The sequence below is a fragment of the Kitasatospora papulosa genome, assembly GCF_000717245.1.
Taxonomy (GTDB): domain Bacteria; phylum Actinomycetota; class Actinomycetes; order Streptomycetales; family Streptomycetaceae; genus Streptomyces; species Streptomyces papulosus.
The window spans coordinates 293,216-318,321 of sequence record NZ_JNYQ01000005.1 but is presented as its reverse complement, the minus strand read 5'-3'; the positions used below and the strand labels follow the sequence as shown (position 1 = coordinate 318,321).

The 25,106-nt window shown below is 70.8% G+C and carries 22 protein-coding genes and 1 pseudogene; 9 read left to right on the top strand and 14 right to left on the bottom strand.

Annotated features, from left to right (window positions below; all coding sequences use genetic code 11):
- Nucleotides 1-36: 36 nt before the first annotated feature.
- On the bottom strand, nucleotides 37-1,059 hold the full coding sequence (locus IA22_RS0118710) for a glycosyltransferase family 2 protein (protein WP_015577446.1): 1,023 nt from the start codon (nucleotides 1,057-1,059) through the stop codon (nucleotides 37-39).
- 191 nt (nucleotides 1,060-1,250) lie between these two features.
- Here IA22_RS0118710 and IA22_RS0118705 point away from each other — a divergent pair, with 191 nt between their 5' ends.
- Nucleotides 1,251-2,756, top strand: a complete 1,506-nt coding sequence (locus IA22_RS0118705; RefSeq protein WP_445023782.1) for an LCP family protein — start codon at nucleotides 1,251-1,253, stop codon at nucleotides 2,754-2,756.
- A 14-nt stretch (nucleotides 2,757-2,770) separates the two neighbouring features.
- Here IA22_RS0118705 and IA22_RS0118700 read toward each other — a convergent pair whose 3' ends face one another.
- Entirely contained in the window at nucleotides 2,771-4,195 is a 1,425-nt protein-coding gene (locus tag IA22_RS0118700; RefSeq protein ID WP_030124219.1) for an MFS transporter, read from the bottom strand.
- A 4-nt stretch (nucleotides 4,196-4,199) separates the two neighbouring features.
- Complete coding sequence (locus IA22_RS0118695; protein ID WP_037830164.1) at nucleotides 4,200-5,438, bottom strand: M20 metallopeptidase family protein; 1,239 nt, start codon at nucleotides 5,436-5,438, stop codon at nucleotides 4,200-4,202.
- A 59-nt stretch (nucleotides 5,439-5,497) separates the two neighbouring features.
- Between IA22_RS0118695 and IA22_RS0118690 the strand changes: the two genes are divergently transcribed.
- Nucleotides 5,498-6,625 (top strand): Lrp/AsnC family transcriptional regulator, encoded by a 1,128-nt coding sequence (locus tag IA22_RS0118690; RefSeq protein WP_051694814.1) that lies wholly within the window; start codon nucleotides 5,498-5,500, stop codon nucleotides 6,623-6,625.
- A gap of 33 nt (nucleotides 6,626-6,658) precedes the next feature.
- Here the strand turns inward: IA22_RS0118690 and IA22_RS0118685 are convergent, their stop codons facing one another.
- The gene (locus IA22_RS0118685) at nucleotides 6,659-7,207 is read right to left on the bottom strand and encodes an acyl-CoA thioesterase (protein WP_015577451.1); all 549 of its coding nucleotides are present in this window, start codon (nucleotides 7,205-7,207) and stop codon (nucleotides 6,659-6,661) included.
- 119 nt (nucleotides 7,208-7,326) lie between these two features.
- Between IA22_RS0118685 and IA22_RS0118680 the strand changes: the two genes are divergently transcribed.
- Nucleotides 7,327-8,619: an LCP family protein gene (locus IA22_RS0118680; RefSeq protein WP_078605502.1), complete on the top strand. Its 1,293-nt coding sequence runs from the start codon at nucleotides 7,327-7,329 to the stop codon at nucleotides 8,617-8,619.
- Between the two features lie 78 nt (nucleotides 8,620-8,697).
- Here the strand turns inward: IA22_RS0118680 and IA22_RS0118675 are convergent, their stop codons facing one another.
- Both IA22_RS0118675 and IA22_RS0118670 read right to left on the bottom strand, forming a co-directional pair.
- Nucleotides 8,698-8,907, bottom strand: coding sequence for a DUF397 domain-containing protein (locus tag IA22_RS0118675; protein ID WP_014155890.1), 210 nt, complete (start codon nucleotides 8,905-8,907; stop codon nucleotides 8,698-8,700).
- Nucleotides 8,904-9,782: a helix-turn-helix domain-containing protein gene (locus tag IA22_RS0118670; RefSeq protein WP_030124216.1), complete on the bottom strand. Its 879-nt coding sequence runs from the start codon at nucleotides 9,780-9,782 to the stop codon at nucleotides 8,904-8,906. Before IA22_RS0118670 ends, IA22_RS0118675 begins: the two co-directional genes overlap by 4 nt.
- Nucleotides 9,783-10,191: 409 nt before the next feature.
- On the opposite strand from IA22_RS0118670, the pseudogene IA22_RS0118665 reads away from it, so the two are divergent.
- Nucleotides 10,192-11,136: pseudogene (locus tag IA22_RS0118665) on the top strand (hypothetical protein); the annotation flags it as partial.
- 38 nt (nucleotides 11,137-11,174) lie between these two features.
- Nucleotides 11,175-12,092, top strand: coding sequence for an RpnC/YadD family protein (locus IA22_RS0118660; protein WP_015577455.1), 918 nt, complete (start codon nucleotides 11,175-11,177; stop codon nucleotides 12,090-12,092).
- 79 nt (nucleotides 12,093-12,171) lie between these two features.
- Here IA22_RS0118660 and IA22_RS0118655 read toward each other — a convergent pair whose 3' ends face one another.
- Nucleotides 12,172-13,329, bottom strand: a complete 1,158-nt coding sequence (locus IA22_RS0118655; RefSeq protein WP_014155886.1) for an acyl-CoA dehydrogenase — start codon at nucleotides 13,327-13,329, stop codon at nucleotides 12,172-12,174.
- A 198-nt stretch (nucleotides 13,330-13,527) separates the two neighbouring features.
- Between IA22_RS0118655 and IA22_RS0118650 the strand changes: the two genes are divergently transcribed.
- Nucleotides 13,528-14,871 carry a UDP-glucose dehydrogenase family protein gene (locus IA22_RS0118650; protein ID WP_015577456.1) on the top strand — a complete coding sequence of 448 codons (1,344 nt, stop codon included), beginning with the start codon at nucleotides 13,528-13,530 and terminating at the stop codon, nucleotides 14,869-14,871.
- Between the two features lie 55 nt (nucleotides 14,872-14,926).
- Here IA22_RS0118650 and IA22_RS0118645 read toward each other — a convergent pair whose 3' ends face one another.
- From IA22_RS0118645 to IA22_RS0118635, 3 genes are read right to left on the bottom strand one after another with little or no spacing between them, the layout of a single operon-like run.
- Nucleotides 14,927-16,120: a dipeptidase gene (locus IA22_RS0118645; RefSeq protein ID WP_014155884.1), complete on the bottom strand. Its 1,194-nt coding sequence runs from the start codon at nucleotides 16,118-16,120 to the stop codon at nucleotides 14,927-14,929.
- A gap of 7 nt (nucleotides 16,121-16,127) precedes the next feature.
- A complete protein-coding gene (gene purE, locus IA22_RS0118640) occupies nucleotides 16,128-16,664 on the bottom strand; it encodes a 5-(carboxyamino)imidazole ribonucleotide mutase (protein ID WP_014155883.1) in 537 nt (178 codons plus the stop codon).
- Nucleotides 16,661-17,812, bottom strand: coding sequence for a 5-(carboxyamino)imidazole ribonucleotide synthase (locus IA22_RS0118635; protein WP_015577457.1), 1,152 nt, complete (start codon nucleotides 17,810-17,812; stop codon nucleotides 16,661-16,663). The genes purE and IA22_RS0118635 overlap by 4 nt, the downstream gene beginning before the upstream one ends.
- 198 nt (nucleotides 17,813-18,010) lie before the next feature.
- Between IA22_RS0118635 and IA22_RS0118630 the strand changes: the two genes are divergently transcribed.
- A complete protein-coding gene (locus tag IA22_RS0118630; protein WP_030124214.1) occupies nucleotides 18,011-18,529 on the top strand; it encodes a GtrA family protein in 519 nt (172 codons plus the stop codon).
- A 24-nt stretch (nucleotides 18,530-18,553) separates the two neighbouring features.
- On the opposite strand, the gene IA22_RS0118625 is transcribed toward IA22_RS0118630, so the two are convergent.
- Together IA22_RS0118625 and IA22_RS0118620 are read right to left on the bottom strand one after the other, a co-directional pair.
- Nucleotides 18,554-19,822 carry an ATP-binding protein gene (locus IA22_RS0118625; RefSeq protein ID WP_015577458.1) on the bottom strand — a complete coding sequence of 423 codons (1,269 nt, stop codon included), beginning with the start codon at nucleotides 19,820-19,822 and terminating at the stop codon, nucleotides 18,554-18,556.
- 14 nt (nucleotides 19,823-19,836) lie between these two features.
- Complete coding sequence (locus IA22_RS0118620) at nucleotides 19,837-20,514, bottom strand: response regulator transcription factor (protein ID WP_014155879.1); 678 nt, start codon at nucleotides 20,512-20,514, stop codon at nucleotides 19,837-19,839.
- A gap of 490 nt (nucleotides 20,515-21,004) precedes the next feature.
- On the opposite strand from IA22_RS0118620, the gene IA22_RS0118615 reads away from it, so the two are divergent.
- Nucleotides 21,005-22,495, top strand: a complete 1,491-nt coding sequence (locus IA22_RS0118615; RefSeq protein ID WP_014155878.1) for an oligopeptide:H+ symporter — start codon at nucleotides 21,005-21,007, stop codon at nucleotides 22,493-22,495.
- Between the two features lie 95 nt (nucleotides 22,496-22,590).
- Here IA22_RS0118615 and IA22_RS0118610 read toward each other — a convergent pair whose 3' ends face one another.
- Both IA22_RS0118610 and IA22_RS0118605 read right to left on the bottom strand, forming a co-directional pair.
- A complete protein-coding gene (locus IA22_RS0118610; RefSeq protein ID WP_014155877.1) occupies nucleotides 22,591-23,082 on the bottom strand; it encodes an ATP-binding protein in 492 nt (163 codons plus the stop codon).
- A 201-nt stretch (nucleotides 23,083-23,283) separates the two neighbouring features.
- Nucleotides 23,284-23,652 carry an STAS domain-containing protein gene (locus tag IA22_RS0118605; RefSeq protein WP_014155876.1) on the bottom strand — a complete coding sequence of 123 codons (369 nt, stop codon included), beginning with the start codon at nucleotides 23,650-23,652 and terminating at the stop codon, nucleotides 23,284-23,286.
- 291 nt (nucleotides 23,653-23,943) lie between these two features.
- Between IA22_RS0118605 and IA22_RS0118600 the strand changes: the two genes are divergently transcribed.
- Nucleotides 23,944-24,924 (top strand): RNA polymerase sigma factor SigF, encoded by a 981-nt coding sequence (locus IA22_RS0118600; RefSeq protein ID WP_014155875.1) that lies wholly within the window; start codon nucleotides 23,944-23,946, stop codon nucleotides 24,922-24,924.
- Nucleotides 24,925-25,106 lie beyond the last annotated feature (182 nt).

The window sequence follows — 25,106 nt, the reverse complement described above, 5'->3', positions numbered from 1 at the left end:
GTGAACGGCGGGCCCCTCCTCGTTCTCCCGGTGCGGTCAGACCGTCTGCTCCCGCACGGCCGGACGGCGGCTGGCGATGACCTTCTTCGCGAGGGAGCGGGGGCTGGTCAGGAAGCCGTAGCCCCACGACATGTGCATGGTGGCCAGCGCCACCGGGATCTGTGCCCGCGCCTTGAGCGGCAGGCCCTTCCCGGCCGGCAGCGATCCGGCGACGATGGCGGCGGCGTACCCGGCCGGCACGACGAACGCCCACGGGGTGACGGCCGCGCCCACGACGAGGCCGGCCGCGATCGCGCAGACCGCGGTCGGCGGGGCCAGGTAGCGCAGGTTGATCGAGCCGGAGTGGTACCGGGCGACGACGTGACGCCAGCGGCCGTACTCCTTGTACTGCTTGGACAGGGCGCGGATGCTGGGCCGCGGGCGGTACTGGACCTTCAGCTCCGGGGAGAACCAGATCAGGCCGCCGGCCTCGCGGATCCGGAAGTTCAGCTCCCAGTCCTGGGCGCGGATGAACTCCACGTTGTAGCCGTCGGCGCGCTCCAGCGCCTCGCGGCGGAACACCCCGAGATACACGGTCTCGGCCGGGCCCGCCTTGCCTCCGGTGTGGAAGGCCGCGTTGCCGACACCGATCCTGGACGTCATCGCGGCGGCGACGGCGTCCTCCCAGGCGTTCTCGCCCTCGGCGTGCATGATGCCGCCCACGTTCTGCGCGCCGGTCTCCTCCAGGAGCCGCACCGCGGTCGCGATGTAGTTCGGCGAGAGCATGCCGTGGCCGTCCACGCGTACCACGATCGGGTGATGCGACGCCTTGATCGCGGCGTTGAGCGCGGCAGGGGTGCGGCCGGTGGGATTGGGGACCGTGTGGACCCGGGAATCCTCCCGGACCAGCTCGGCGGCGATCTCGTCCGTGCGGTCGTCCGACGGGCCGAGGGCGATCACGACCTCCATCTCGCCGGCGTACTCCTGCTCCAGGATGTGCCGGACCGAGTTCCTGAGATGGCGTTCCTCGTTGAGCACCGGCATGATCACGGAGACGGCGGGGTACTGCGCGGCAGACATGTGGTCCTCGGGGGGTCCTCGGGGGTTGCCGGTGTTCCGGGGGATGTCGCACCCCAGGAGGCGGCGTGATTCGGCCGCCACGTTACCGCGAACGGGGGACAGCGGCGCGCGCCGCCGGGTCTCCTCCCGGTCTGCAAGTCGTATGGGCCTACCGTGCGAAAGTCCCACTCGCTCGCGCGGAGGTGTCCCTCGTGCCCACGCCGCACCGATCGCCCCGTCCACCGCACCCCCGCACCGCTCCACCGCAGCGCAGGCCCGCACGGCAGCCCGGAGCGAAGGCCGCCCGCCCGGCCGGGCGGAACGGGAGGCGGAAGCCGCCGCCCCGGTGGGGCATGCGGATCGTCACCGGGCTGTCCGTGCTGGTGCTCGGCGCCGGCGGGATCGGTCATGCCGTGGTGAGCGGTCTGGAGACGGGCATCGACCGGGTCGACCCCTTCAAGGACATGAAGAACCGTCCCGCCGGCGGCCACGGCATGAACTTCCTGCTCGTCGGCACCGACGGCCGCGACAAGATCTCCCCGGCGGACAAGAAGAAGTACAGGCTGGGCGGCGCGCCCTGCCACTGCACGGACACCCTCATGCTCGTCCATGTCTCGGCCGACAAGCAGCGCGCCAGCGTCGTCAGCCTGCCGCGCGACAGCTACGCCGAGCTCCCGGAGCACACCGACGGCACGACCGGCAAGAAGCACTCCGCGCATCCGGTGAAGCTGAACGCCGCCTACGCCGAGGGCGGGCCCCACCTCACGGTACGGACCGTCGAGCAGATGACGGGAGTCAAGATCGACCACTATCTGGAGGTCGACTTCACCAGCTTCATGAAGACGGTCGACACCCTGGGCGGGGTGGAGATCTGCACGGCCAAACCGCTCAAGGACGCGTACACCGGCCTGGACCTGACCGCGGGCACCCACAAGCTGGACGGCGGCCAGGCCCTCCAGTACGTACGCTCCCGGCACCTCGACGGGGCGGCCGACCTGGGCCGGATGCAGCGCCAGCAGAGGTTCATGGCCGCGCTGATCAAGCAGACGACCAGCAGCGGGGTGCTGATGAACCCCGTGAAGTTCCAGGACGTCGCCTCGTCGATGCTCGAGTCGGTCCGCGCCGACAAGGGCTTCGGCACGGAGCAGATGCTGGAGCTCGGCAAGGCCATGCGCGGGTTCACCCCGTCCTCGTCGGAGTTCGCCTCCGTGCCCCTGGAGGAGGAGGGCTTCCAGGTCAAGGGCATCGGTTCCACCGTGAAGTGGGACGCCGAGAAGTCCAGGAAGATGTTCCGCGCCCTGCGTGAGGACCGGCCGCTCGCCCCGCACGTGCCGAAGCAGCCCAGGGCGACGCTCGTCGACGTGGCCCCGGAGCAGATCCGGGTGCAGGTCTACAACGGGACGTCGAAGGACGGGCTCGGTCAGGACGTCGACGAGGCGCTGCGCTCCACCGGCTTCAACACCACCCGCGCTCCGCTGGGCGGCGGGGCCGGTGAACTGGAGCGGACCCTGGTCTCCTACGACCCGCGCTGGGACCGGTCGGCGAAGTCCCTGGCCGCCGCGCTGCCCGGATGCGAGCTCCGGGCGGTGAAGGGGCAGGGCGGGACGATGAAGGTCACGGCGGGTTCGGACTTCACCGAGGTGCAGCGGGTGAAGGCGGAGGATCCGCAGCGAGGTGAGTTCGGCACGGTCACGGGCGACCAGGTGGTCTGTCCGTGACCGTGCCGGCGGGGTCACGCCTCGCGGCGCCGTGAGAAGGCGGTCGCCACGAGCGCGATGACCGCCGCGGCCGAGGCGGCCAGCCAGAGGGCGGTGTAGCCGCCCTCCCCCGGTTCGCCGGTGGAGGGCGAGAGGAACGCGCCGAGCAGGGCGGCGAAGACCCCGCCGGCCACGGCCCCGCCCAGTGTCTTCACGTTGTTGTAGAGCGCTGCGGCGATCCCGGTCCTGGACGGGTCGGAGGCCTCGACGATCACCGTCGGCATGGCGCCGAGGGCGAGTCCGATGCCCAGGCCGGTGAAGGCGGACCCGGCCGCCATCTGCCAGATCTCCTCGTGCAGGAACGCGAACTGCAGGAAGGTCAGCGCGACCAGCCCGAAGGCCGCCATGAGCGTGGGCCGGTAGCCGAACCGCCGGGCGACGGCCGCCGTGGCCAGCGAACCGACGACACTGCCGACGGCCCCGGGCAGCAGCACCAGCGAGATGGACAGCGCGCTCAGCCCGAATCCGTAACCGGTGGCCTCGGGGTCCGCCGCGTAGAAGGTCGAGTTGGGCGCCTGGCTCCCGAAGTAGAAGACGCCGAAGAGGAACGCCGCGCAGTAGAAGGGAGCGGTGGTCCGGGCGGCCAGCGCCCGCACGTCGACCAGGGGTTCGGAAGCCCGCAGCTCCACCAGCACCCACACCGCCAGCAGGACGAGCCCGAGCGCCACGGGTCCCAGGACCCGGACGGAACCCCAGGAACCGCCCTCCGCCCCGGAGACCCCGCCGAGCAGGGCCACCATCGCGCCGCCGAGCAGCACCACACCGGCCCAGTCCACACGGCCGCCGGCCCTCTCCCGCGATTCCGGTACGGCGACGAAGGACACGGGCACGCAGATCACGGCCAGCGCGGCGGGCACCAGCAGGGTCAGCCGCAGGTTGCCGAACACGGAGTCGACCAGTCCCATCACGACACCGCCCGCCATGGCGCCGAGCGTCAGCGCGCCCACCAGGCGGGCGATCGCCCGTCGTGCGTCGGCGACCGGGAGCCGGTCCCGTACGAGGGCGATCTCCAGCGGCAGCAGCGCGGCGATCGGACCCTGGAGCACCCGGCCGGCGAGGAGCGTCGGGTAGTCCGGGGCGAGCGCGACGACAAGCGTGCCCGCCGCGATCAGCGCCAGGGCGACGCGGAGCATCCGCCGGTGGCCGTAGAGGTCTCCGAGGCGTCCGAACAGCGGGACGCAGACGGCCGCGGCGAGCAGCTGCACGGAGACGACCCAGTTCAGGGCGGCCGAACCCATCCCCAGGTGATCGGCCAGGTCGGGCAGCAGCGGGGCGAGCCCGACCTGGAGGAATCCGCTGGTCACCTCGAAGAGGACCAGGAGCCCGACGACGGCGGTGACGGACGCGGGCAGCGGCTCGGCGGGGGCGGCGTCCGGCGGCGGGGTGGCGGTGGCTGTCATGGGCCTACTCCGCCGTGGAGGCCGTGAGCGGAGAGCCGGCCTCCGGTGCGAGCGGGGACCCGAGCCTGCGCAGCGCCAGTCCGGCGAGGAGGGCGGCGGCGTGCGGCAGGGCGTCGTCGTCGTAGACCGCCTGCGGGGAGTGGTTCATGGGGGCGGTGGCCGGGTCGGTGCCGGGTGGGCACGCCCCGAGGCCGACGAAGGCGCCGGGCACGTTCCGCAGCACGAAGGAGAAGTCCTCGGCCCCCGCCATCGGCTTGGGCGCCTCGAAGACGTGGTCGGCGCCCAGCACCTGCCGCGCGGTCTCCAGCGCGAACGCGGCCTCGTCCGCGTCGTTGACCGTCGGCGGGTACTGCTCGACGTAGTCGATGTCGGCGGTCACGCCGTGGGCGGCGGCCACCCCGTGCACGGTCCGCTCGAAGGCGGCCCGCACACGCGCGTGGGAGGCGTCGGAGAACGTCCGTACGGTGGCGGCGAACCTCGCGGTCTCCGGGATGACGTTGGCGGCGGTGCCGGCCTCGATCCTCCCGACCGTGACGACGGCCGGGTCGAAGACGTCGATCTCCCGGGTGACGGCCGTCTGGAGCGCCGTGACCATGGCGCACATCGCGGGCACCGGATCGGCGGCGGAGTGCGGCGACGAGCCGTGGCCGCCCCTCCCGCGCACCGTGACCTCCACCGCGTCCGAGGCGGCGAGCATGGGGCCGGGCCGGGTCGCGGCGAAGCCGGTGGGCGCGCCGGTGGAGATAACGTGCAGGGCGTAGGCGGCGACGACCCGCTCCCCGGCGGCGTCGAGCACCCCCTCGTCGATCATGATCTGCGCCCCGCCCTGGCCCTCCTCGCCGGGCTGGAACATGAGGACGACGTCCCCCGCCAGCTCCTCCCGGTGTGCGGCCAGCAGCCGGGCGGCGCCGACGAGACCGGTGACGTGCAGGTCGTGCCCGCACGCGTGCATCCGGCCGTCGAGGACGGAGGCGTACGGGAGCCCGGTGTCCTCCTGGACCGGGAGGGCGTCCATGTCGCCGCGCAGCAGGACGGCGGGGCCGGGCCTGCCGCCGCGCAGTACGGCGGTCACGGAGCTGAGCGCGGTGCCGGTGCGTATCTCCAGGCCGAGGCCGTCCAGTGCGGCGAGGATCTTCGCCTGGGTCAGCGGCAGGTCGAGGCCGAGCTCGGGTTCCCGGTGCAGGGTGTGCCGGAGTGCGGTCAGGGCGGGGGCGAGGTCACGGGCCTCGTGGAGCAAGGACATGGGCGTATCGTGCGGAGCGAGACCCCTCATCCATGATCGTCCGCAGGAAAGCGCTCCTCATGAGCCGATCGACGCACGAATCCGCCGGGCTCCCCGAGCGCCTGTTGCGCACCGCGCAGCCGGAGCCGCTGGACGAGCTGGACTATCTGCTGATCACCGCGCTCCAGACCTCCCCCCGGGCGGAGTGGGCGCAGATCGGGAAGGTGCTCGGGGTGGACGCCTCGACGGCGGCCCGCCGCTGGAACCGGCTCACGGAGGCCGGGCACGCCTGGCTCAGCTGTTACACGGTGGCGGTGGGGCCGACGGTGCCGATCATCGCGTTCATCGAGGTGGACTGTGCGGCCGGTGCGCTGCACGACGTGGCGGCCGAGATCGCCGACGATCCGCACCTGATCACCATCGAACACGTCACCGGCGCCCGTGACCTGGTGCTCACCGCCGCCTTCCCCGACCTGGCGATGCTGGCCCGCTACGTGGGCTTCCGCCTCGGCCGGCTGCCCGGGGTGTCGGCGACCCGCTCCCAGACCGCGACGGCCGTCCACACCGAGGGAAGCCGCTGGCGGCTGGACCGGCTGGACCCGGACAGCCAGGACCTGCTGGCGAAGGACCGGGCGCCGGTCATGCCGCGACGCGGTCTGCCCGCCCCCGACGCACTGGACACCCGGCTCTACCTGCTGCTGAGCGAGGACTTCCGCCAGCCCGCCGCCCGCCTCGCGGAACGTCTCGGCGTCAGCCCCACCACGGTGCGCCGCCGGCTGGACCGCATGCACCGGCAGGACGCGCTCATCTACCGCTGCGAGGTGGCCCGCTACCTCTCCGGGTGGCCCATCTCGGTCACTCTGTGGGGCATCGCACCGGCCGGCGAGACCGCGCGCATCACCGCCCAGCTCATCCGGATGCGGGAGACCCGGCTCTGCGCGTCGCTGACCGGCCCGCACAACCTGATGCTCACGGTGTGGCTGCGCTCCGCCGAGGACATCGGGGCGTTCGAGGCCCGGCTGGCGGAGCGCTTCCCCGAACTCACCGTCGCGGACCGGGCGGTGGCCCTGTGGCAGCTCAAGATCGCCGGCCATGTCCTGGACCCCCGGGGCCGCCACATCAGGGGCGTACCCGTCACGTTCTGGGAGGAGCCGGGGGCGGACCGGGCCGAGGACGCCCTGCTGGAACGGCTGCGGGTCCCCCGCTGACGGCGCCGGTACGACGGCCGTCGCACCGCGCGCTCAGTCGTCGATGCCCTCGGCCGCGCGCTGCTCCCGCAGTTCCTTGATCGCGCGCCGCCTGGCGAGGCGGTGCGTGCGCCTGATCTGCGCCTCCTGGTAGCGCCGCTTGTCCCGCTCCGTCTCGGGCACGACCTGCGGAACCCGGCGCGGTTTGCCGTCCTCGTCGACCGCCGCGAACACCAGATAGGCGCTGCCGACCTGCTGGGCCGGGGTCGACTCGTTCCAGCGCTCCGCCATGACGCGGACGCCGACCTCCATCGAGGAGCGGCCGGTCCAGTTCACCTGGGCGCGGACGTGGACGAGGTCACCGACCCGGACCGGCTCCAGGAAGACCATCTCGTCCATGGAGGCCGTCACGGCGGGACCGCCGGAGTGCCGGCCCGCGACCGCCCCCGCCGCGTCGTCGACCAACTTCATGATCACGCCGCCGTGCACCGTGCCCAGGAGGTTGGTGTCGTTGCCGGTCATGATGTGGCTGAGGGTGGTCCGGGAGGCCGAGGTGGGCTTGCCCGGAATCTCGCCCTCCGGTGGCTGGGGCTGATCTGTCATACCGTCCACCTTATGCGGGGGCTTGCCCCCGGTTGCATTGCATCAGCTTCGCAACAGCCGTGACCCGATCTCCGGTACACCCTGTAAGAGGCACAGGTCGAGACGGCACACTGTTCGGCATGAGCGAATGGCCCGAAGGACGGAACGGCCGACCCGACGAGCGCTACGGGCGGGGAAGTACGAACCCGCAGCCCGAGGGCGCCCGTGCCATGCCGCACGTCCGCCGGCGCCCCGCGCCTCCGCAGTCCCCGCCCCGGATCCCGCCGCAGCAGGGCCAGGGCTACGACGGCTACGGCGAGGCCCCCGGCTACGACAGCGGCTACAACACGGGCCAGGTCTACGGCGGCGGCCAGCGAGGCGGCGGTCACGGCGGCGGCCAGGGCGGTGGCGGTTTCGGCGGCGACGGCGGCTACGTCCAGTCCCGCCCCGCCCCGAACTGGGGCAGGCGCCTCAAGGTCGGCACCCTGACCCTCGTGGTCGCGCTGCTCGCGGTCTCCATCGGCACGTACTTCTGGGCCGACGGCAAGCTCAAGCGCGAGGTCGACCTCTCCAAGGTCATCGAGCGCCCCTCCGAGGGCGACGGCACGAACTACCTCATCGTCGGCTCCGACAGCCGCGAGGGCATGACGGCCGAGGACAAGAAGAAGCTGCACACCGGCTCCGCCGAGGGCAAGCGGACCGACTCGATGATGATCCTGCACGACGGCTCCAACGGCCCGACGCTGATCTCCCTGCCCCGTGACTCGAACGTGGAGATCCCCTCGTTCGTCGGGTCCGAGTCCGGCAAGAAGTTCGCCGGCACGGGCCGTACGACGAAGCTGAACGCCGCGTACGCCGAGGACGGCCCGGAGCTGCTGGTCCGCACGGTCGAGTTCAACACCGGGCTCCGCATCGACCACTACGTCGAGATCGGCTTCGGCGGCTTCGCCAAGATCGTGGACGCGATCGGCGGCGTGGAGCTGGACATCCCCAAGGCGTTCAAGGACAAGAAGTCCGGCGCCGACTTCCAGGCCGGGAAGCAGACGCTGAACGGCGAGCAGTCCCTCGCCTTCGTCCGCACCCGGTACGCCTTCGCGGGCAGTGACCTGGACCGCACGAAGAACCAGCAGAAGTTCCTCGCGGCCCTGGCCTCCCAGACGGCGACCCCGTCGACGATCCTCAACCCGTTCAAGCTGTACCCGACGATGGGCGCGGGCCTGGACACGCTGATCGTGGACAAGGACATGTCGCTCTGGTCGCTCGGCAACATGTTCTTCGCGATGAAGGGCGTGACCGGCGGCGAGGGCACGTCGATGAACATCCCGCTCTCGGGCCGGAGCGTGAACGGCAACCTCGTCTGGGACAAGGACAAGGTCAAGCAGCTCGTGGAGCAGCTCAAGAACGACGAGAAGGTCACGGTCAAGGGCAGCTGACCGGCGGCACCACACGACGAGGGCGGGCCGGGGACATCTCCCCGGCCCGCCCTCGTCGTACGTACCGCCGTCGCCCGGTCAGCCCCGGGAGGCGTGCTCCAGGAACGCGGCCCAGGCGGACGGGGCGAAGCCGAGCCGGGGGCCGGACGCGTCCTTGGAGTCGCGGACCAGGACGGAGTGCGGGCGGGCGGCGACCTCGACGCAGTCGTTGCCGTCACCGCTGCTGCTGTAGCTGCTCCTGGTCCACTTCGGCTCGGAGGCGTCCTCGGCGCAGGTTCTGCGGATCATGTCTCTCCCAGCACTCGCTCGACGAAGATCAGTGAGTCCCTTGGCGTGAGCGCCTGAGCCCGGATCATCCCATAGCGCATCGAGAGGATCCGGAGCTGCTTCGGATCCGTGACGGGACGACCGCCGAAGGCTCCCTCGGATCTCCCGACCGCGCTGCCGTCCGGAAACCTGAGCACCTCGATCAGGCCGCCGGTCCCGGGGTGTTCCTCGCAGCGGGTCGGCATGATCTGAATCGACACGTTGCGCAACCTCCCGATCTCCAGCAGGCGTTCCAGCTGCCTGCGCAACACCGCCTTGCCGCCCACGGGACGGCGGAGAGTCACCTCTTCCTGGACGAAACTGAGGGCGGGGAGGGGGTCCCTGTCGAAGATGGTCCACCGGGCCATACGTGCAGCCACCATCCGCTCGGTGTCGTCCGCCGAGTAGGCGGGCAGCCACGACGCGAACAGGGCCCTCATGTGCTCCTCGGTCTGGAGCAGACCGTTGATGTTGTGGTGGTGGTACGCCTCCAACTCGACCGCCTTGGCCTCCATCTTCGCCAGGTCCCGCACCTTCTTCGGGTACCGCACCTCCGCCACGTCCCGCTTCATGGCGGCGAGCTTGCCGCCCGCGCGCAGGACCTCGTCAGCCCGGTCCAGGAACTCGGGGCGGGGGATGCGCCGCCCGCCCTCCACCTTGTAGACCAGGTCCTCGCCGTACCCGATGGCCACCCCGAACTCGCCGGCCCGCATGCCCGCCGACTCCCGCCAGGCCTTGATCTGGCGGCCGACCGCGGCGATCACCGCGGCCCCGGACTCGTCGTCGGGATCGACGTCCCAGCCGGGCTCGTCCGCTCCGCCGTCACCGTGCTGCGTACCGGCCCCGTCCACGCTCATCCGTGCCCCGCTTCCCACGTCCATGCCGTCACCGTTCAACCCCGGAGGACCCCCGCACGTCACTCGGGACAGCCAGGACAACACCGGACGGGCACCGGACATCCTCCCCGGATCGGCACGCACCGGGTCGCGGGAATCCACGACCCGGTGACCCACGACCCGGTCGGCCGCGACGTGGTCACCCACGACGTAAAAGGCTTTCAAGTACGTGGGAGAAGAACTTCCCCCACCACACCCGACCCCACCCTCGCCCCAGGTCACCCGCGCGGGTGACATATGGCAACTGGGCTGGATTTGAGATGGGTTGGGTGTCATATGCTCGCCGCGACAACCCCAGACATGCGACGGCCCCCGTCGGGACTGCAATCCCGGACGAGGGCCTGACCACCGAGGAAGAAGAGCCTTCCCGATGGATACCCGGCAGGATATCGCGCCCCCGTGCGCCCCACCCGGCACGACCGAGGATGCCAAGCCGTCCTCCGGCATCGTCCACATCAACTCCCGGCACACCACCGACTTCACCGTCATCGGCAACCACCTCAGCCGCCATCGCGCGTTGTCCCTGGTGGCCATCGGGCTCGCCGTGCACATCCAGTCGCTGCCCGCCGGAGCGAGGATCGGCATCAAGCGGCTGGCCGAGCGGTTCCCGGAGAGCGAGACACGCATCGCCGCCGCCCTGCGCGAGTTGGAGGCCGCGGGCTATCTGCACCGCAGCCGGGTGCGGCTTGCCGACGGCCGCGTCGTGACCCGCACCGTCTCCCGAAACCGGCCGGACACGGCACAGGCCGCACCGTCACACCCTCGGCCACCGGCCCGGCCCCCGGAGCCGACAGCCGCGCTGCCCGTGCCACTTGAACCCGCGCCCGCACCCGAACCACCGCCGTCACCGCCGCACCTCCCGGCCGTCTGCGTGCCCGCACCCACGGCACGTACGACGCCACCCCCTCCCGTCCCCCGTCCCGTTACCGAGACCCCGGAGCTGCTGCGCGCGGCCGGAGCGCTCCTCGCGGACCTCCGCCGCCTGTCGCCCCAACTCGTTCTGCCGGAGCGCGACATCGCGATCCTCGCCCCCGGCGTGGCCACCTGGCTCGAACGCGACGCCCACCCCGACACGATCCGCCACGCCCTCACCGCCGACCTGCCCGTGCCCCTACGGCACCCGGCCAAGCTCCTGAGGCACCGGGTCACGGCCCTGCTGCCACCGCCGCTCCCCGGCGCCCACGACCTCGCCCGCCCGCAGCGCCCGGGCGCGATCGTCATCCCGCTCCAGAACTGCGACCGCTGCGACCGCGCCTTCCGCTCCCGCCACCCCGGCCACTGCCGCGACTGCCGCGCGGAGGCACCTGCGGCGGCCTGGCCCGGCACACCATCCGCCAACCCGAACGGACCTCCATGGTCAGCGCACCCCACGAGGCGATGCACCGCGTCTTCCAGGAGTACCCGGAGCTGTTCTCCCGGGTCTCCGAAGTGCTCGGAGTCGCCTTCCCGCCCTTCGTGTCCGCCGATGTCGTCACCACCGACCTGACGGAGTCCCGGCCTGTCGAACGTCGCGTGGACACCTTGCTGCGCATCGAGACGGAGGACAACGGGCCCTTTCTCCTCGCGGTGGAAGCCCAGGGCAAGAAAGACCCCGACAAACCGACCAGCTGGGCGTACTACGTCTCCTACCTGTTGGAGAAGTACCGGCTGCCCACCATGCTGCTGGTCGTCTGCCAGGATCGGGCCACCGCCGCGTGGGCTGCCCGTCCGGTGCCGCTCGGCTCACCTCAATGGCCTGTACTGACCCTCCGACCGCTCGTCGCGGGCCCGCACAACATCCCCGCCGTCACCGATGTGGCCGAAGCCCGCAAGGACCTGGCACTCGCCACGCTGTCCGCCATCACACACGCGGGCGAACCGGACGTCGGTGCCATACTGAAAACGCTGTCAGCAGCCCTTCGGGGCGCTCCGGACGACATCGCCGCCCCCATCATCGAACTCACCGCACAAGGCCTGGGCAACCGCCCCGCCGCACAACAGTGGAGGAACCTGGTGGCCGTGGATCTCTCCTTCTACATCTCGCCCCTCTCCGAAGAAATCCGGGACGAAGGCCGTGCCGAAGGCGAGGCACGGGGTCGCGCCGAGGGCGAAGCGCGGGGCCGCGCCGAAGACATCCTGCTCGTGTTCGACGAGCGCGGCATCGAGGTCCCGGACGGGATCCGCGACACGATCACCGGCTGCCGCGACCTCGACGTCCTGCGCCTGTGGCTTCGCCGAGCCGCCACCGCCGACTCCGCCGAAGAGATCCTTGATGGGGACCGGCCCGCCTGAGCCGGCCGGTCACTCCTGGGCGCGACAGAAAAGGGAGCCCCCGCCGAAGCGGGGGCTCCCTCGTCCGATGCGCAGAGGACTACGGCAGGTTGCGGGCCATGACGATCCGCTGGACCTGGTTCGTGCCCTCGTAGATCTGGGTGATCTTGGCGTCGCGCATCATGCGCTCGACCGGGTAGTCCCGCGTGTAGCCGTAGCCGCCGAGCAGCTGCACGGCGTCCGTGGTGACCTCCATCGCGACGTCGGAGGCGAAGCACTTGGCCGCGGCACCGAAGAAGGTCAGGTCGCCGTCGACACGCTCGGACTTGGCCGCCGCCGAGTAGGTGAGCTGACGGGCGGCCTCCAGCTTCATCGCCATGTCGGCGAGCATGAACTGGATGCCCTGGAAGTCGGCGATCGGCTTGCCGAACTGCTTGCGCTCCTGGACGTAGCCCTTGGCGTAGTCCAGGGCACCCTGGGCGATGCCGAGCGCCTGGGCCGCGATCGTGATGCGGGTGTGGTCCAGGGTCTTCATCGCGGTGGCGAAGCCGGTGCCCTCCTCGCCGATCATGCGGTCGGCGGGGATGCGGACGTTGTCGAGGTAGACCTCGCGCGTCGGGGAGCCCTTGATGCCGAGCTTCTTCTCCGGGGCGCCGAAGGAGACGCCCTCGTCGGACTTCTCGACGACGAACGCCGAGATGCCCTTGGAGCGCTTCTCCGGGTCCGTCACGGCCATGACCGTGTAGTACTCGGACTCGCCCGCGTTGGTGATCCAGCGCTTCACACCGTTGAGGACCCAGAAGTCGCCGTCGCGGACGGCCTTGGTCTTCATGCCCGCGGCGTCCGAGCCGGCGTCCGGCTCGGAGAGGGCGTACGAGAACATCGCGTCGCCCTTGGCCAGCGGGCCCAGGTACTTCTTCTTGAGGTCCTCGGAGCCGGAGAGGATCACCGGGAGCGAGCCCAGCTTGTTCACGGCCGGGATGAGGGAGGAGGACGCGCAGACGCGGGCCACCTCCTCGATCACGATGACGGTGGCGAGCGCGTCGGCACCGGCGCCGCCGTACTCTTCCGGGACGTGGACCGCGTGCAGGTCGGAAGCGACGAGGGCGTCCAGCGCCTCCTGCGGGAAGCGCGCCTCCTCGTCCACCGCCGCGGCGTGCGGGGCGATCTTCGCCTCGGCGAGCGAACGGATCGTCTCGCGGAGCATGTCGTGCTCCTCGGCCGGACGGTACAGGTCGAAATCGGTCGAACCCGCCAAGACGTTCACTCCCCAAGGATGCTAACTACCGTTAAGTAACCCAATTTTAGTGGCCTCGTCGAGCGGAGGCATACGGGCGCGGCACGTGAGCTTGCCGACAGCCATGCCGACGGCCACCTCGACGGCCGGAAAACCGCGTTCCGCCCGCCCGGATATGCTCGGCTCCGCACGTCTGTCCGCATCGTTCAGGAGCACCCCATGGCCCTCAGGATCACCGTGATCGGCACCGGATACCTCGGCGCCACCCATGCCGCGGCCATGGCGGAGCTGGGCTTCGAAGTCCTCGGGCTCGACGTGGTGCCGGAGAAGATCGAGATGCTCTCCGCCGGCCGGGTGCCGATGTACGAACCGGGGCTCGAGGAGATCCTCCAGAAGCACGTGGCGGGCATCGAGGGGTCCACCGGGCGCCTTCGGTTCACCACCTCCTGGGAGGAGGTCGGCACCTTCGGCGACGTGCACTTCGTCTGCGTGAACACGCCGCAGAAGCACGGCGAGTACGCCTGCGACATGAGCTACGTGGACAGCGCCTTCGAGTCGCTCGCCCCGCACCTGACCGGGCCCGCGCTGGTCGTGGGCAAGTCGACCGTCCCGGTGGGCTCCGCCGCACGGCTGGCGGGCCGGCTGGCCGAACTGGCACCGGCGGGCGCGGACGCGGAGCTGGCCTGGAACCCCGAGTTCCTGCGCGAGGGCTTCGCGGTGAAGGACACCCTGCACCCGGACCGGATCGTGGTCGGTGTCGAGAGCGAGCGGGCCGAGAAGCTGCTGCGCGAGGTGTACGCCGGACCGATCGCCGAGGGCTCGCCCTTCGTCGTGACGGACTTCCCGACCGCCGAGCTGGTGAAGACCTCCGCGAACTCCTTCCTGGCGACCAAGATCTCCTTCATCAACGCCATGGCCGAGGTCTGCGAGGCCGCCGACGGCGACGTGGTGAAGCTCGCCGAGGCCATCGGACACGACGAGCGCATCGGGAAGAAGTTCCTGCGGGCCGGGATCGGTTTCGGCGGGGGCTGCCTGCCCAAGGACATCCGGGCCTTCATGGCGCGCGCCGGTGAGCTGGGCGCCGACCAGGCGCTGACCTTCCTGCGGGAGGTCGACTCCATCAACATGCGGCGCCGGGGCCACATGGTCGAGCTGGCCCGCGAGGCCGTGGGCGGCGGGTCCTTCCTGGGCACGCGCGTCGCGGTGCTGGGTGCCACCTTCAAGCCGGACTCCGACGACGTACGCGACTCGCCCGCCCTGAACGTCGCCGGGCAGATCCATCTGCAGGGCGGCCAGGTGACGGTCTTCGACCCGAAGGGCATGGACAACGCCCGACGGCTCTTCCCGACCCTCGGCTACGCGGACACGGCGCTGGACGCGGTGCGCGGTGCGGACGTGGTGCTGCACCTGACGGAGTGGCGTGAGTTCCGCGAGCTGGACGCCGCGGAGCTGGGCGAGGTGGCGGGGCGCCGGATCATCCTCGACGGACGCAACGCGCTGGACCCGGCGGTGTGGCGCGAGGCCGGCTGGACCTACCGGGCCATGGGCCGGCCGAAGGCCTGACGCGAGGAGGCGGTGGCCACCGGGCCACCGCCTCCTCCGCGCTCCCGTGCGGGACTCAGTTCGCCGGACCGTCCAGCTCGTCGATCGTCGCGTGCGACGGACCGACGCGGGCGCTCAGGTCACGGGACACCGCTTCCGCGTCGCGCAGGACGCGCACGGCGTTCTGCCACGTCAGCTTGGCAAGGTCGGTCTCCGACCAGCCGCGGGTGAGCAGCTCCGCGATCAGGTGCGGGTAGCCCGAGACGTCCTCCAGCCCCTGCGGGAGGAAGGCGGTGCCGTCGTAGTCGCCACCGACACCGATGTGGTCGATCCCGGCGATCTCCCGCATGTGGTCGAGGTGGTCGGCGATCGTCGCCACGGTGGCCATCGGGCGCGGGTTGACCGCTTCGAAGTCCGCGTGGATCCGCATGGCGGCCGGGGTGGTGTCCAGGTGGTGCAGGCCGTGCTCCCGCATGTTGCGGTCGGCGGCGAGCGTCCACTCGACGGCCGCGGGCAGGACGAACTTCGGCACGAAGGTCGCCATGGCCACACCGCCGTTGGCCGCGAGCATCCGCAGCACGTCGTCGGGGATGTTGCGCGGGTGGTCGCAGACCGCCCGGGCGGAGGAGTGCGAGAAGATCACCGGCGCCACCGAGGTCGCGAGGGCGTCCCGCATGGTGGTGGCCGCCACATGGGAGAGGTCGACCAGCATCCCGACGCGGTTCATCTCGCGCACGACCTCACGGCCGAACTCCGACAGCCCGCCGACGCGCGGGGAGTCGGTCGCCGAGTCCGCCCAGTCGGTGTTGTCGTTGTGCGTGAGCGTCATGTAGCGGACGCCCAGGGTGTGCAGGGCCCGCAGGGTGGCCAGGGAGTTGTTGATGGAGTGGCCGCCCTCGGCCCCCATCAGGGAGGCGATACGGCCCTCGGCGCGGGCCTTCTCCATGTCGTCCGCGGTCAGGGCGCGGCGCAGGTCGTCCGGGTAGCGGGCCAGCATCTCGCCGACGACGTCGATCTGCTCCAGCGTGGCGCTCACCGCGTCGTCGCCGGCCAGATGGGGTGCGACGTAGACGGACCAGAACTGCGCGCCGACGCCGCCGGCCCGCAGCCGCGGGATGTCGGTGTGCAGGGTGCCGGTCTGGTCCCGGGAGATGTCGCGGGCGTCGAGGTCGTAACCGACCTGCTCGCGCAGCGCCCAGGGGAGGTCGTTGTGGCCGTCGACGACGGGGTGGCCGGCGAGGAGCTGCCGGGCTCGGTCCAGGTGGTCCACCGTGTGCCTACTTCCCGAAGCCGAAGTGGTCCGCGCCCTGGGTCTTGGCGCGCAGCCGCTTGCCCTTCTCCGTCGCCTGGTCCTTGAGCTCCTGCTGGAAGTCCTTCATCCGGGCCAGCAGCTCACCGTCGTGGGCGGCGAGGATGCGGGCGGCGAGCAGACCCGCGTTGCGGGCGCCGCCGACGGACACGGTGGCGACGGGGACGCCGGCGGGCATCTGGACGATGGAGAGCAGGCTGTCCATGCCGTCGAGGTACTTCAGCGGGACCGGGACGCCGATCACGGGCAGCGGGGTGACGGAGGCGAGCATGCCGGGCAGGTGCGCCGCGCCTCCCGCTCCCGCGATGACCGCCTTGAGGCCGCGGTCCGCAGCCGACTCGCCGTACGCGATCATCTCGTGCGGCATGCGGTGGGCGGAGACGACGTCGACCTCGTAGGGGATCTCGAACTCGTCGAGGGCCTTGGCGGCCGCTTCCATCACGGGCCAGTCGGAGTCCGAGCCCATGACGATGCCGACGACGGGGGCGGAGCCTGGTGCGGTCATTCGGTGATCGTTCCTCGCAGGTAGTCGGCCGCGTGCCGGGCGCGCTCCCGCACGTCCGCCAGATCGTCGCCGTAGGTGTTGACGTGGCCCACCTTGCGGCCGGGCTTCACGTCCTTGCCGTACATGTGGATCTTGAGCTGGGGGTCGCGGGCCATGCAGTGCAGGTACGCCTGGTACATGTCCGGGTAGTCGCCGCCGAGGACGTTGGACATGACCGTCCAGGTGGCGCGCGGGCGGGGGTCGCCGAGCGGGAGGTCCAGCACGGCCCGCACGTGGTTGGCGAACTGCGAGGTGACCGCGCCGTCCTGGGTCCAGTGCCCGGAGTTGTGCGGGCGCATCGCGAGCTCGTTGACGAGGATGCCGGGCTCCCCGTCGGGTCCGCGCGTCTCGAAGAGCTCGACCGCGAGGTGGCCCACCACACCGAGCTCCGCCGCGATCCGCAGGGCGAGCTGCTGGGCCTCGCCCGCGAGGCGTTCGTCGAGGTCGGGCGCCGGGGCGATGACGGTGTCGCAGACCCCGTCGACCTGGATCGACTCGACCACGGGATAGGCGACGGCCTGGCCGTGCGGCGAGCGGACGATGTTGGCCGCCAGCTCGCGGACGAAGTCGACCTTCTCCTCGGCGAGGACGGGGACACCGGCGCGGAAGGGCTCGGCGGCGTCCGCCTCGGAGCGGACCACCCAGACGCCCTTGCCGTCGTAGCCGCCGCGGACCGTCTTGAGGATGACGGGGAAGCCGCCCACCTCCTCGGCGAAGGCCGTGGCGTCCGCCGGGTCGGCGACGATGCGGTGGCGGGGACAGGGTGCGCCGATCTCGGTGAGCTTGGCACGCATGACGCCCTTGTCCTGGGCGTGCACCAGGGCGTCGGGGCCGGGGCGCACGGGGATGCCGTCCGCCTCCAGGGCCCGCAGGTGCTCGGTCGGCACGTGCTCGTGGTCGAAGGTGATCACATCGCAGCCGCGGGCGAAGGCGCGCAGCGTCTCCAGGTCGCGGTAGTCGCCGACGACGACCTCGCCGACCACCTGGGCGGCCGAGTCCTGGGGAGTGTCACTGAGGAGCTTGAATTTCAGGCCGAGGGGAATGCCCGCCTCGTGGGTCATACGGGCGAGCTGACCGCCGCCGACCATGCCGACTACAGGGAACGTCACGCGTACCAGGGTATCGGGCGTGCGGAAGGTCCCCCTCACCCTCTCCCGCCAGGTACCCTCGCCCTCCCCCGCCGGGCCCGCTCCGGCTCCCGGGAAGGAGCCCCGTCGGGCGGTCCTCCCGGCTCACAGGCATCACACGGGAGGGCTGGTTAGCATGGCCGGGTTGACGCAACCAATGGACGGGGCTGAGCGATCACCATGAGCGAACGGGGCGCACTGCGGGCCCGGCTTGATCTGCTGGCACGGGAGGTCGCCAAGTTCGGCGCGGTCGGCGCACTCGGGCTGGTCGTCAACATCGCCGTCTCCAACCTGATCTGGCGCACCACGGAGATCCCGGTGGTGCGGGCCGGGCTGATGGGGACGGTCGTCGCCATCCTCTTCAACTACGTCGGCTTCCGCTACTGGACCTACCGGGACCGCGACAAGACCGGCCGGACCCGGGAGCTGACGCTGTTCCTGCTGTTCAGCGCCGTCGGTGCGGTGATCGAGACGGGCGTGCTCTACGTGGCGACGTACGGCTTCGGGTGGAACAGCCCGGTCCAGAGCAACATGTTCAAGATCCTCGGCATCGGCATCGCCACGCTGTTCCGCTTCTGGTCCTACCGCACCTGGGTGTTCAGGGCGCTGCCCGCCGAGGAGGCCGTGCTCGACGCGGAGCGATTTCTGGAGCAGCGACGACCCTCCGACGAGGTAGCACCCGGCCCGGTGGCCCACTGACGACGGCGGCGGCGTCCCGCGTGCTCAGCGCACCGGGCGCACGTACTCCTTGCGGCTCGGCACGACCCTGCTGAGGAAGAGGGCGAAGACCGGGGGCTGCTGCTGGAGCAGTTCCAGCCGGCCCCCGTCGGCCTCCGCGAGGTCCCGGGCCACCGCCAGGCCGATTCCGGTGGAGTTCCGGCCGCTGATGGTGCGCTCGAAGATCCGCGCCCCGAGGTCGGCGGGGACACCGGGGCCCTCGTCCGTGACCTCGACGACGACCTGGTTGCCGGTGACGCGGGTGCGCAGCGCGACCGTGCCACCGCCGTGCATCAGCGAGTTCTCGATCAGGGCGGCGAGCACCTGGGCGACGGCGCCGGGCGTCCCGACGGCCTCCAGTCCGTGCTTGCCGGAGCAGACGACGGCGCGGCCCGCGCTGCGGTAGGCCGGGCGCCACTCCTCGATCTGCTGCTTGACGATCTCGTCGAGGTCGAACACGACGGCCGAGCCGGTACGCGGGTCACGGGCGTTGGTCAGCAGCCGCTGCACCACGTCGGTGAGCCGCTCGACCTGGGTGAGCGCGATGTTCGCCTCCTCCTTCACCGTGTCGGGGTCGTCGGTGACCGAGATCTCCTCGATCCGCATGGAGAGGGCCGTCAGCGGCGTACGGAGCTGGTGCGAGGCGTCCGCGGCGAGGCGCCGCTCCGCCGTCAGCATCCGGGCGATCCGTTCGGCGGAGGAGTCCAGGACGTCGGCGACCCGGTCCAGCTCCGCCACCCCGTACCGCTTGTGCCTGGGCCGCGGGTCGCCCGATCCGAGGCGCTCGGCCGTCTCGGCGAGGTCGGTGAGCGGGGAGGTCAGCCGGTCCGCCTGGCGCACGGCGAGGAGTACGGCGGAGATGATGGCGAGCAGGGCCACCGCTCCGATGATCAGCAGGGTGCGGCCGACCTCCCGGGTCACGGTGGAGCGGGACTCCTCGACGGTGACCTTCTCGCCCTGCTCCCCCGTCTCCGTGCTGCGGATCGAGTCGCCGTCCGCGGGGCGCTCGCCGACCTCGATCGGGGACCGCCCCGGGATCTCGACGCGGGCGTAGCGGCTGGGGTCCACCTGCTCGGCGAGGACCTGCGGGGTGATCCGCTCGGCGCCGAGCAGCCGGCTCTCGACGACGCTGATCAGCCGGAAGGCCTCCGCGTCCACGCTCTCCTGGGCGCTGTTGCTGATGGTGCGGGTCTCGACGATGACGAGGGAGACGCCGAAGACGGCGATCACGACGAGCACCACGGCGAGCGTGGAGTTGATCAGTCGGCGGCGCATGAGTGTTCTGTACGTCAGCTCTTCTCGAACCGGAAGCCGACGCCCCGGACGGTGGCGATGTACCGCGGATTGGCGGCGTCGTCCCCGAGCTTCTTACGGAGCCAGGAGATGTGCATGTCGAGGGTCTTGGTGGAGGACCACCACGTGGTGTCCCAGACCTCACGCATCAGCTGGTCGCGGGTGACGACCCGGCCGGCGTCCCGGACGAGGACCCGGAGCAGGTCGAACTCCTTCGCCGTGAGCTGGAGTTCCTCGTCGCCCATCCAGGCACGGTGGGACTCGACGTCGATCCTGACGCCGTGCGTGGCGGGCTGCGGGGCCGGCTCGGCCGCGCCGCGCCGCAGCAGGGCGCGGACCCGGGCGAGGAGCTCGGCGAGACGGAAGGGCTTGGTGACGTAGTCGTCGGCGCCGGCGTCCAGACCGACGACGGTGTCGACCTCGTCGGCGCGGGCGGTCAGCACCAGGATCGGCACGGCGTGGCCGTCGGCACGCAGCCGCCTGGCGACCTCCAGGCCGTCCATGCCGGGGAGCCCCAGGTCGAGGACGACCAGGTCGACGCCTCCCTGGAGTCCGGCGTCGAGCGCGGTCGGTCCGTCCTCGCGGACCTCGACCTCGTAACCCTCTCGACGCAGGGCGCGGGCCAGTGGCTCCGAGATGGATGCGTCGTCCTCGGCGAGCAGTACACGGGTCATGCAGTGATGGTAGTCCGCGCAGGCCCGCCGGGGTGAGGCACTGGTGAGGCCCTACGGGTCAGGTCCACGAATCGGTCATCCTCCTTCGAATATGCGACCGTGGTTCCACGTAGACCTGTGATCCATCTCTCAAGTCCTTCCATATCCCCGCGTGTCGTGTCGTATGGTTGCTCGACGCCTGTTGCACCGCTGAATGACCTTTGGGCAGCTTTTCGCGCCAAGGGTCACTTTTGCGTATGGGCCGGTTCCCGCCGGCCCCGACCAGTGAATGACCTGTGGGCCGGGCCCGGAGCGCGAGGACGCGCCCCGGGCGTGGATCCCGGAGCGGTCTGTCCCACGAGTCCGCCCCCGCACTCCCTTCGGATCGGGCGGCCGGATCGAATCCCCTCGAGGCGTCAGGGGTGGGGCGCTCCCGCACCGGTGCCGGCTACCCCCCACCGGGCGCGTACCGCTCACGAGGCGAACGCGTCCCGACCAGCAAGGATCGACCATGGCGTCCAGCCTGACGAAGGACTCGGCCAGTACTTCTGGTTCGGAGAAGACCTTCTTCGGCCACCCCCGCGGCCTGGCCACTCTCTTCATGACGGAGATGTGGGAGCGCTTCAGCTATTACGGCATGCGCGCCCTTCTCCCGCTCTACCTGATCGCTCCCAACGGGCTTCACATGAACCCCGCCACGGCCACGGCGATCTACTCGGTCTACCTGTCGCTGGTGTACCTGCTCGCCATGCCCGGCGGCTGGTTCGGCGACCGCGTCTGGGGCCCCCGCAAGACCGTCGCCATCGCGGGCGGCGTCATCATGCTCGGCCACCTGACGCTGGCGCTCCCCACCGAGGGCACCTTCTTCGCCGGTCTCGGCCTGGTGGCCATCGGCTCCGGTCTGCTGAAGTCCAACATCTCGACGATGGTCGGCCACCTCTACGACGGCCCGGACGACCCGCGCCGTGACGGTGGCTTCACGATCTTCTACATGGGCATCAACATGGGTGCCTTCGCGGCGCCCCTGGTCATCGGCACCGTCGGCGAGAACGTCAACTGGCACCTGGGCTTCGCCCTGGCCGCGCTCGGCATGGGACTCGGCGTCGCCCAGTTCCTGCTCGGCACGCGCCACCTGAACGAGCGCAGCCTCGTCGTGCCGAAGCCGCTCTCCGCGGACGAGCGCGCCTCCACGCTGCGCAAGTCGATGATCTGGCTCGGCATCGCGGCCGTCTTCTACATCGGCACGGTCGTCACCGGCGTGTACACGCTGAACTGGCTGCTGGTCCCGATCACGATCGCCGGTCTGATCATCCCGGTCATGGTCCTGGTGCGCATCAAGCGCGACAAGGAGCTCAGCCGGACCGAGCAGAAGAAGATGTCCGGCTACATCTGGTTCTTCGTCGCCGCCGCCATCTTCTGGATGATCTACGACCAGGGCGGTTCGACCCTGGCGATCTTCGCCGACTCCTCCGCGGAGAACTCGGTCCTCGGCTGGGACTTCCCGGTCTCCTGGTACCAGTCGGTCAACCCGGTCCTGATCATGGCGCTGGCCCCGGTCTTCGCCGCCTTCTGGCTGGCGCTGAACCGGCGGGGCAAGGAGCCGAGCACGGTCGTGAAGTTCAGCTCCGGTCTGGTGCTGGTCGGCGCGTCGTTCTTCCTCTTCCTGGCGCCGCTGACCATCGCGGGCGACGGCCACAAGGCCGCCGCGATGTGGCTGGTCGCGATCTACTTCGTGCAGACCGTCGGCGAGCTGACGCTCTCCCCGGTGGGCCTCTCGGTCACCACGAAGATGGCCCCGGCGAAGTACGCCAGCCAGATGATGGGTGTCTGGTTCCTGGCGGTGACCGCCGGTGACTGCACCACGGGCCTGCTCTCCCTCGCGGGTGTCGAGCTCAACGGCACCGGGGTCGTCGCGCTCCAGGCCGCGCTCGCCGTCCTGGCGGGTGTCGCGATCTTCATGTACCGCGGCAAGGTCAAGGAACTCATGGGCAACGTCCGCTGACACGGACCCGCCCCCACGGACGAGGCCCCGCACCGATCGGTGCGGGGCCTCGTCCGTGCGCGTACGGGAGATCCTGGCGGAGCGGGGGCGGGCCGTTACGCCGGCGCCGCGAGCTCCGCCCAGACCGTCTTGCCGGGCTGGTCCGGTGTGCGCGACACGCCCCAGTCGAGGCAGAGCCGCTGCACGATGAACATGCCGTGCCCTCCGGGCCGCCCCGCGCGGTGCGGGGTGCGGGGCGCCGGCTGTCCCGCGCCGCCGTCGACGACCTCGACCCGCAGGCTCTTGGGGGAGCAGCCGATACGGAGCTCCTCAGGGCCCTCCGCGTGCAGGCAGGCGTTCGTGACGAGCTCGGAGACGACCAGCAGGACGTCCTCGGCGGCCGCGCGCCGGTCGGCGCTGGACGCGGGCAGCCAGCCCCAGTCGTGGAGTGCGGACCGGGCGAAGTCGCGGGCCATCGGCACGATGCCGCTGGCGTCTCTCAGCGAGAGCGCGCGCCACTGCCGGTCGGACGGCACGGCAGAGGCGGGGCCCGTGCCGTCCGGCTCGCGGCCGAGGCCGCCCGGCGGATGCTGCCGGGTGGTGCTCATCAGCGCTTCACCTCACCGATTCACCGTGTGTTGCCATCGAACAGATATTGGTCAGATACAGAGTGTGCGGGCTTCATGACCCCGACGAGATCTCTCCTGCCCGGCCGAATGGTGACGACACCCACTTCCGCTACGCCAACAGCGTGACGCGCGCGATAGTCGGTGCACCTGGTGCCGGACGGACGCATGGAAAGCGCCTTTTCAGGTGCCCAGAGCGTCTTCGAGCGAGGCGTGGACGGTGAAGACCGCCTCCGCCCCCGTGATCTCGAAGACGCGAGCCACCACGGGCTGCATTCCGGCCAGATGAACCGCTCCGCCGGCCGCCTCCGCCTTCAGGCGGGCGCCGAGCAGCACGTTGAGCCCGGTCGAGTCGCAGAAGTCGAGCCCCGAGCAGTCCACCACCAGGCGTGTACGCCCGTGCTCGACAGCGCTCTCCAGAGGTTCGCGCAGCAGATCGGCGGTGTGGTGATCGAGCTCACCCACCGGTGTCACGACTTCGCTTCGGCCCTCGGTCCGGACGTCGACCTGTAGCCGACCCCGGTTCGCGCTGCCGACCGTCCCGCGGTCCATGCCGTTCCTCTTCGCCGTCCGTCACTACCCGCGCCCCTGTGTGCGCGGCTTCATCGTGGCTGCCCCCGACGTGCGTGAAACATTACGCGTTTCCCTCGCCACACGGTAGTCGGAGAACTCCACAAAGCGGACATTCAGGCGGATTTGGCGCTTGTAACTCGTGGCTGGAACCGGGTAAGGGTAGAGGGGACATCACCACCAGGAATCTCGATCGGCTTCGGAGGCGCCGCTTCACCGCAGGAACACGTATGGGCATCGGCAGCCATATGCCGAGAACGATGGAGGAGAACCATGTCACCCCGGCTCGACGTATCGCGTACCCACCTCGCGACGTCGGCATGTCCTCAGGGACCGACCGATTCCGACTCCGCTGCCGCGAGCGCCGTACCCGGCCCGCGCACCAGCACCCGCACCACCGCCCCGGACGCCGACGACCACCTCCCGGTCGAGGAGTTCGAGGGCCTCGAAGGGCTTCCCGACATCCCGCACTACGCCGAAATCGGCGCGGTGGACGCCAGGGCCCTGTCGAAGACGCTCTTCACGCGGCTCGAAGCCCTCGAGGAGGGCACCCACGAGTACGCGTACGTCCGCAACACCCTCGTCGAGCTGAACCTGGCCCTCGTCAAGTTCGCCGCCTCCCGCTTCCGCACCCGCAGCGAGCCGATGGAGGACATCGTCCAGGTCGGCACCATCGGCCTGATCAAGGCGATCGACCGCTTCGAGCTCAGCCGCGGCGTGGAGTTCCCGACGTTCGCGATGCCGACCATCGTCGGCGAGATCAAGCGCTTCTTCCGTGACACCAGCTGGTCCGTGCGCGTCCCGCGCCGGCTCCAGGAGCTGCGTCTGGACCTGGCCAAGGCGGGCGACGAGCTGTCCCAGCAACTGGACCGCGCGCCCACCGTCGCCGAACTCGCCGACCGTCTCGGCCTCAGCAGGGACGAGGTCGTCGAGGGCATGGCCGCGAGCAACGCGTACACCGCGAGCTCGCTGGACGCCAAGCCCGACGACCACGGCGACGGCAACGAGGGCGCCCTCGCCGACCGTCTCGGCTACGAGGACAACGGGCTCGAAGGCATCGAGTACATCGAGTCCCTCAAGCCGCTCATCGCCTCGCTCCCCCTGCGTGACCGCACGATCCTCTCGATGCGGTTCGTCTCCAACATGACGCAGTCCGAGATCGGCGAGGAGCTCGGCATCTCCCAGATGCACGTGTCCCGGCTGCTCTCCCGGACCCTGGTCAAGCTCAGGAAGGGCCTGACCGTGGAGGAGTGACCCGGCCTCACCGGAACCCCCCGGTACGCCTTGCGGAAGGACCTGCCCAGGACAACGGGCGGGTCCTTCCGCATTGTTGACGAAGCGCCACGGACTGGGTCACATTGGGCGGGTTTCTGGGGGGAACACATGGTTCATGGGGAGAACGGTCCTGCGGACCGTGCCGTGACGGAAGCGCTGGA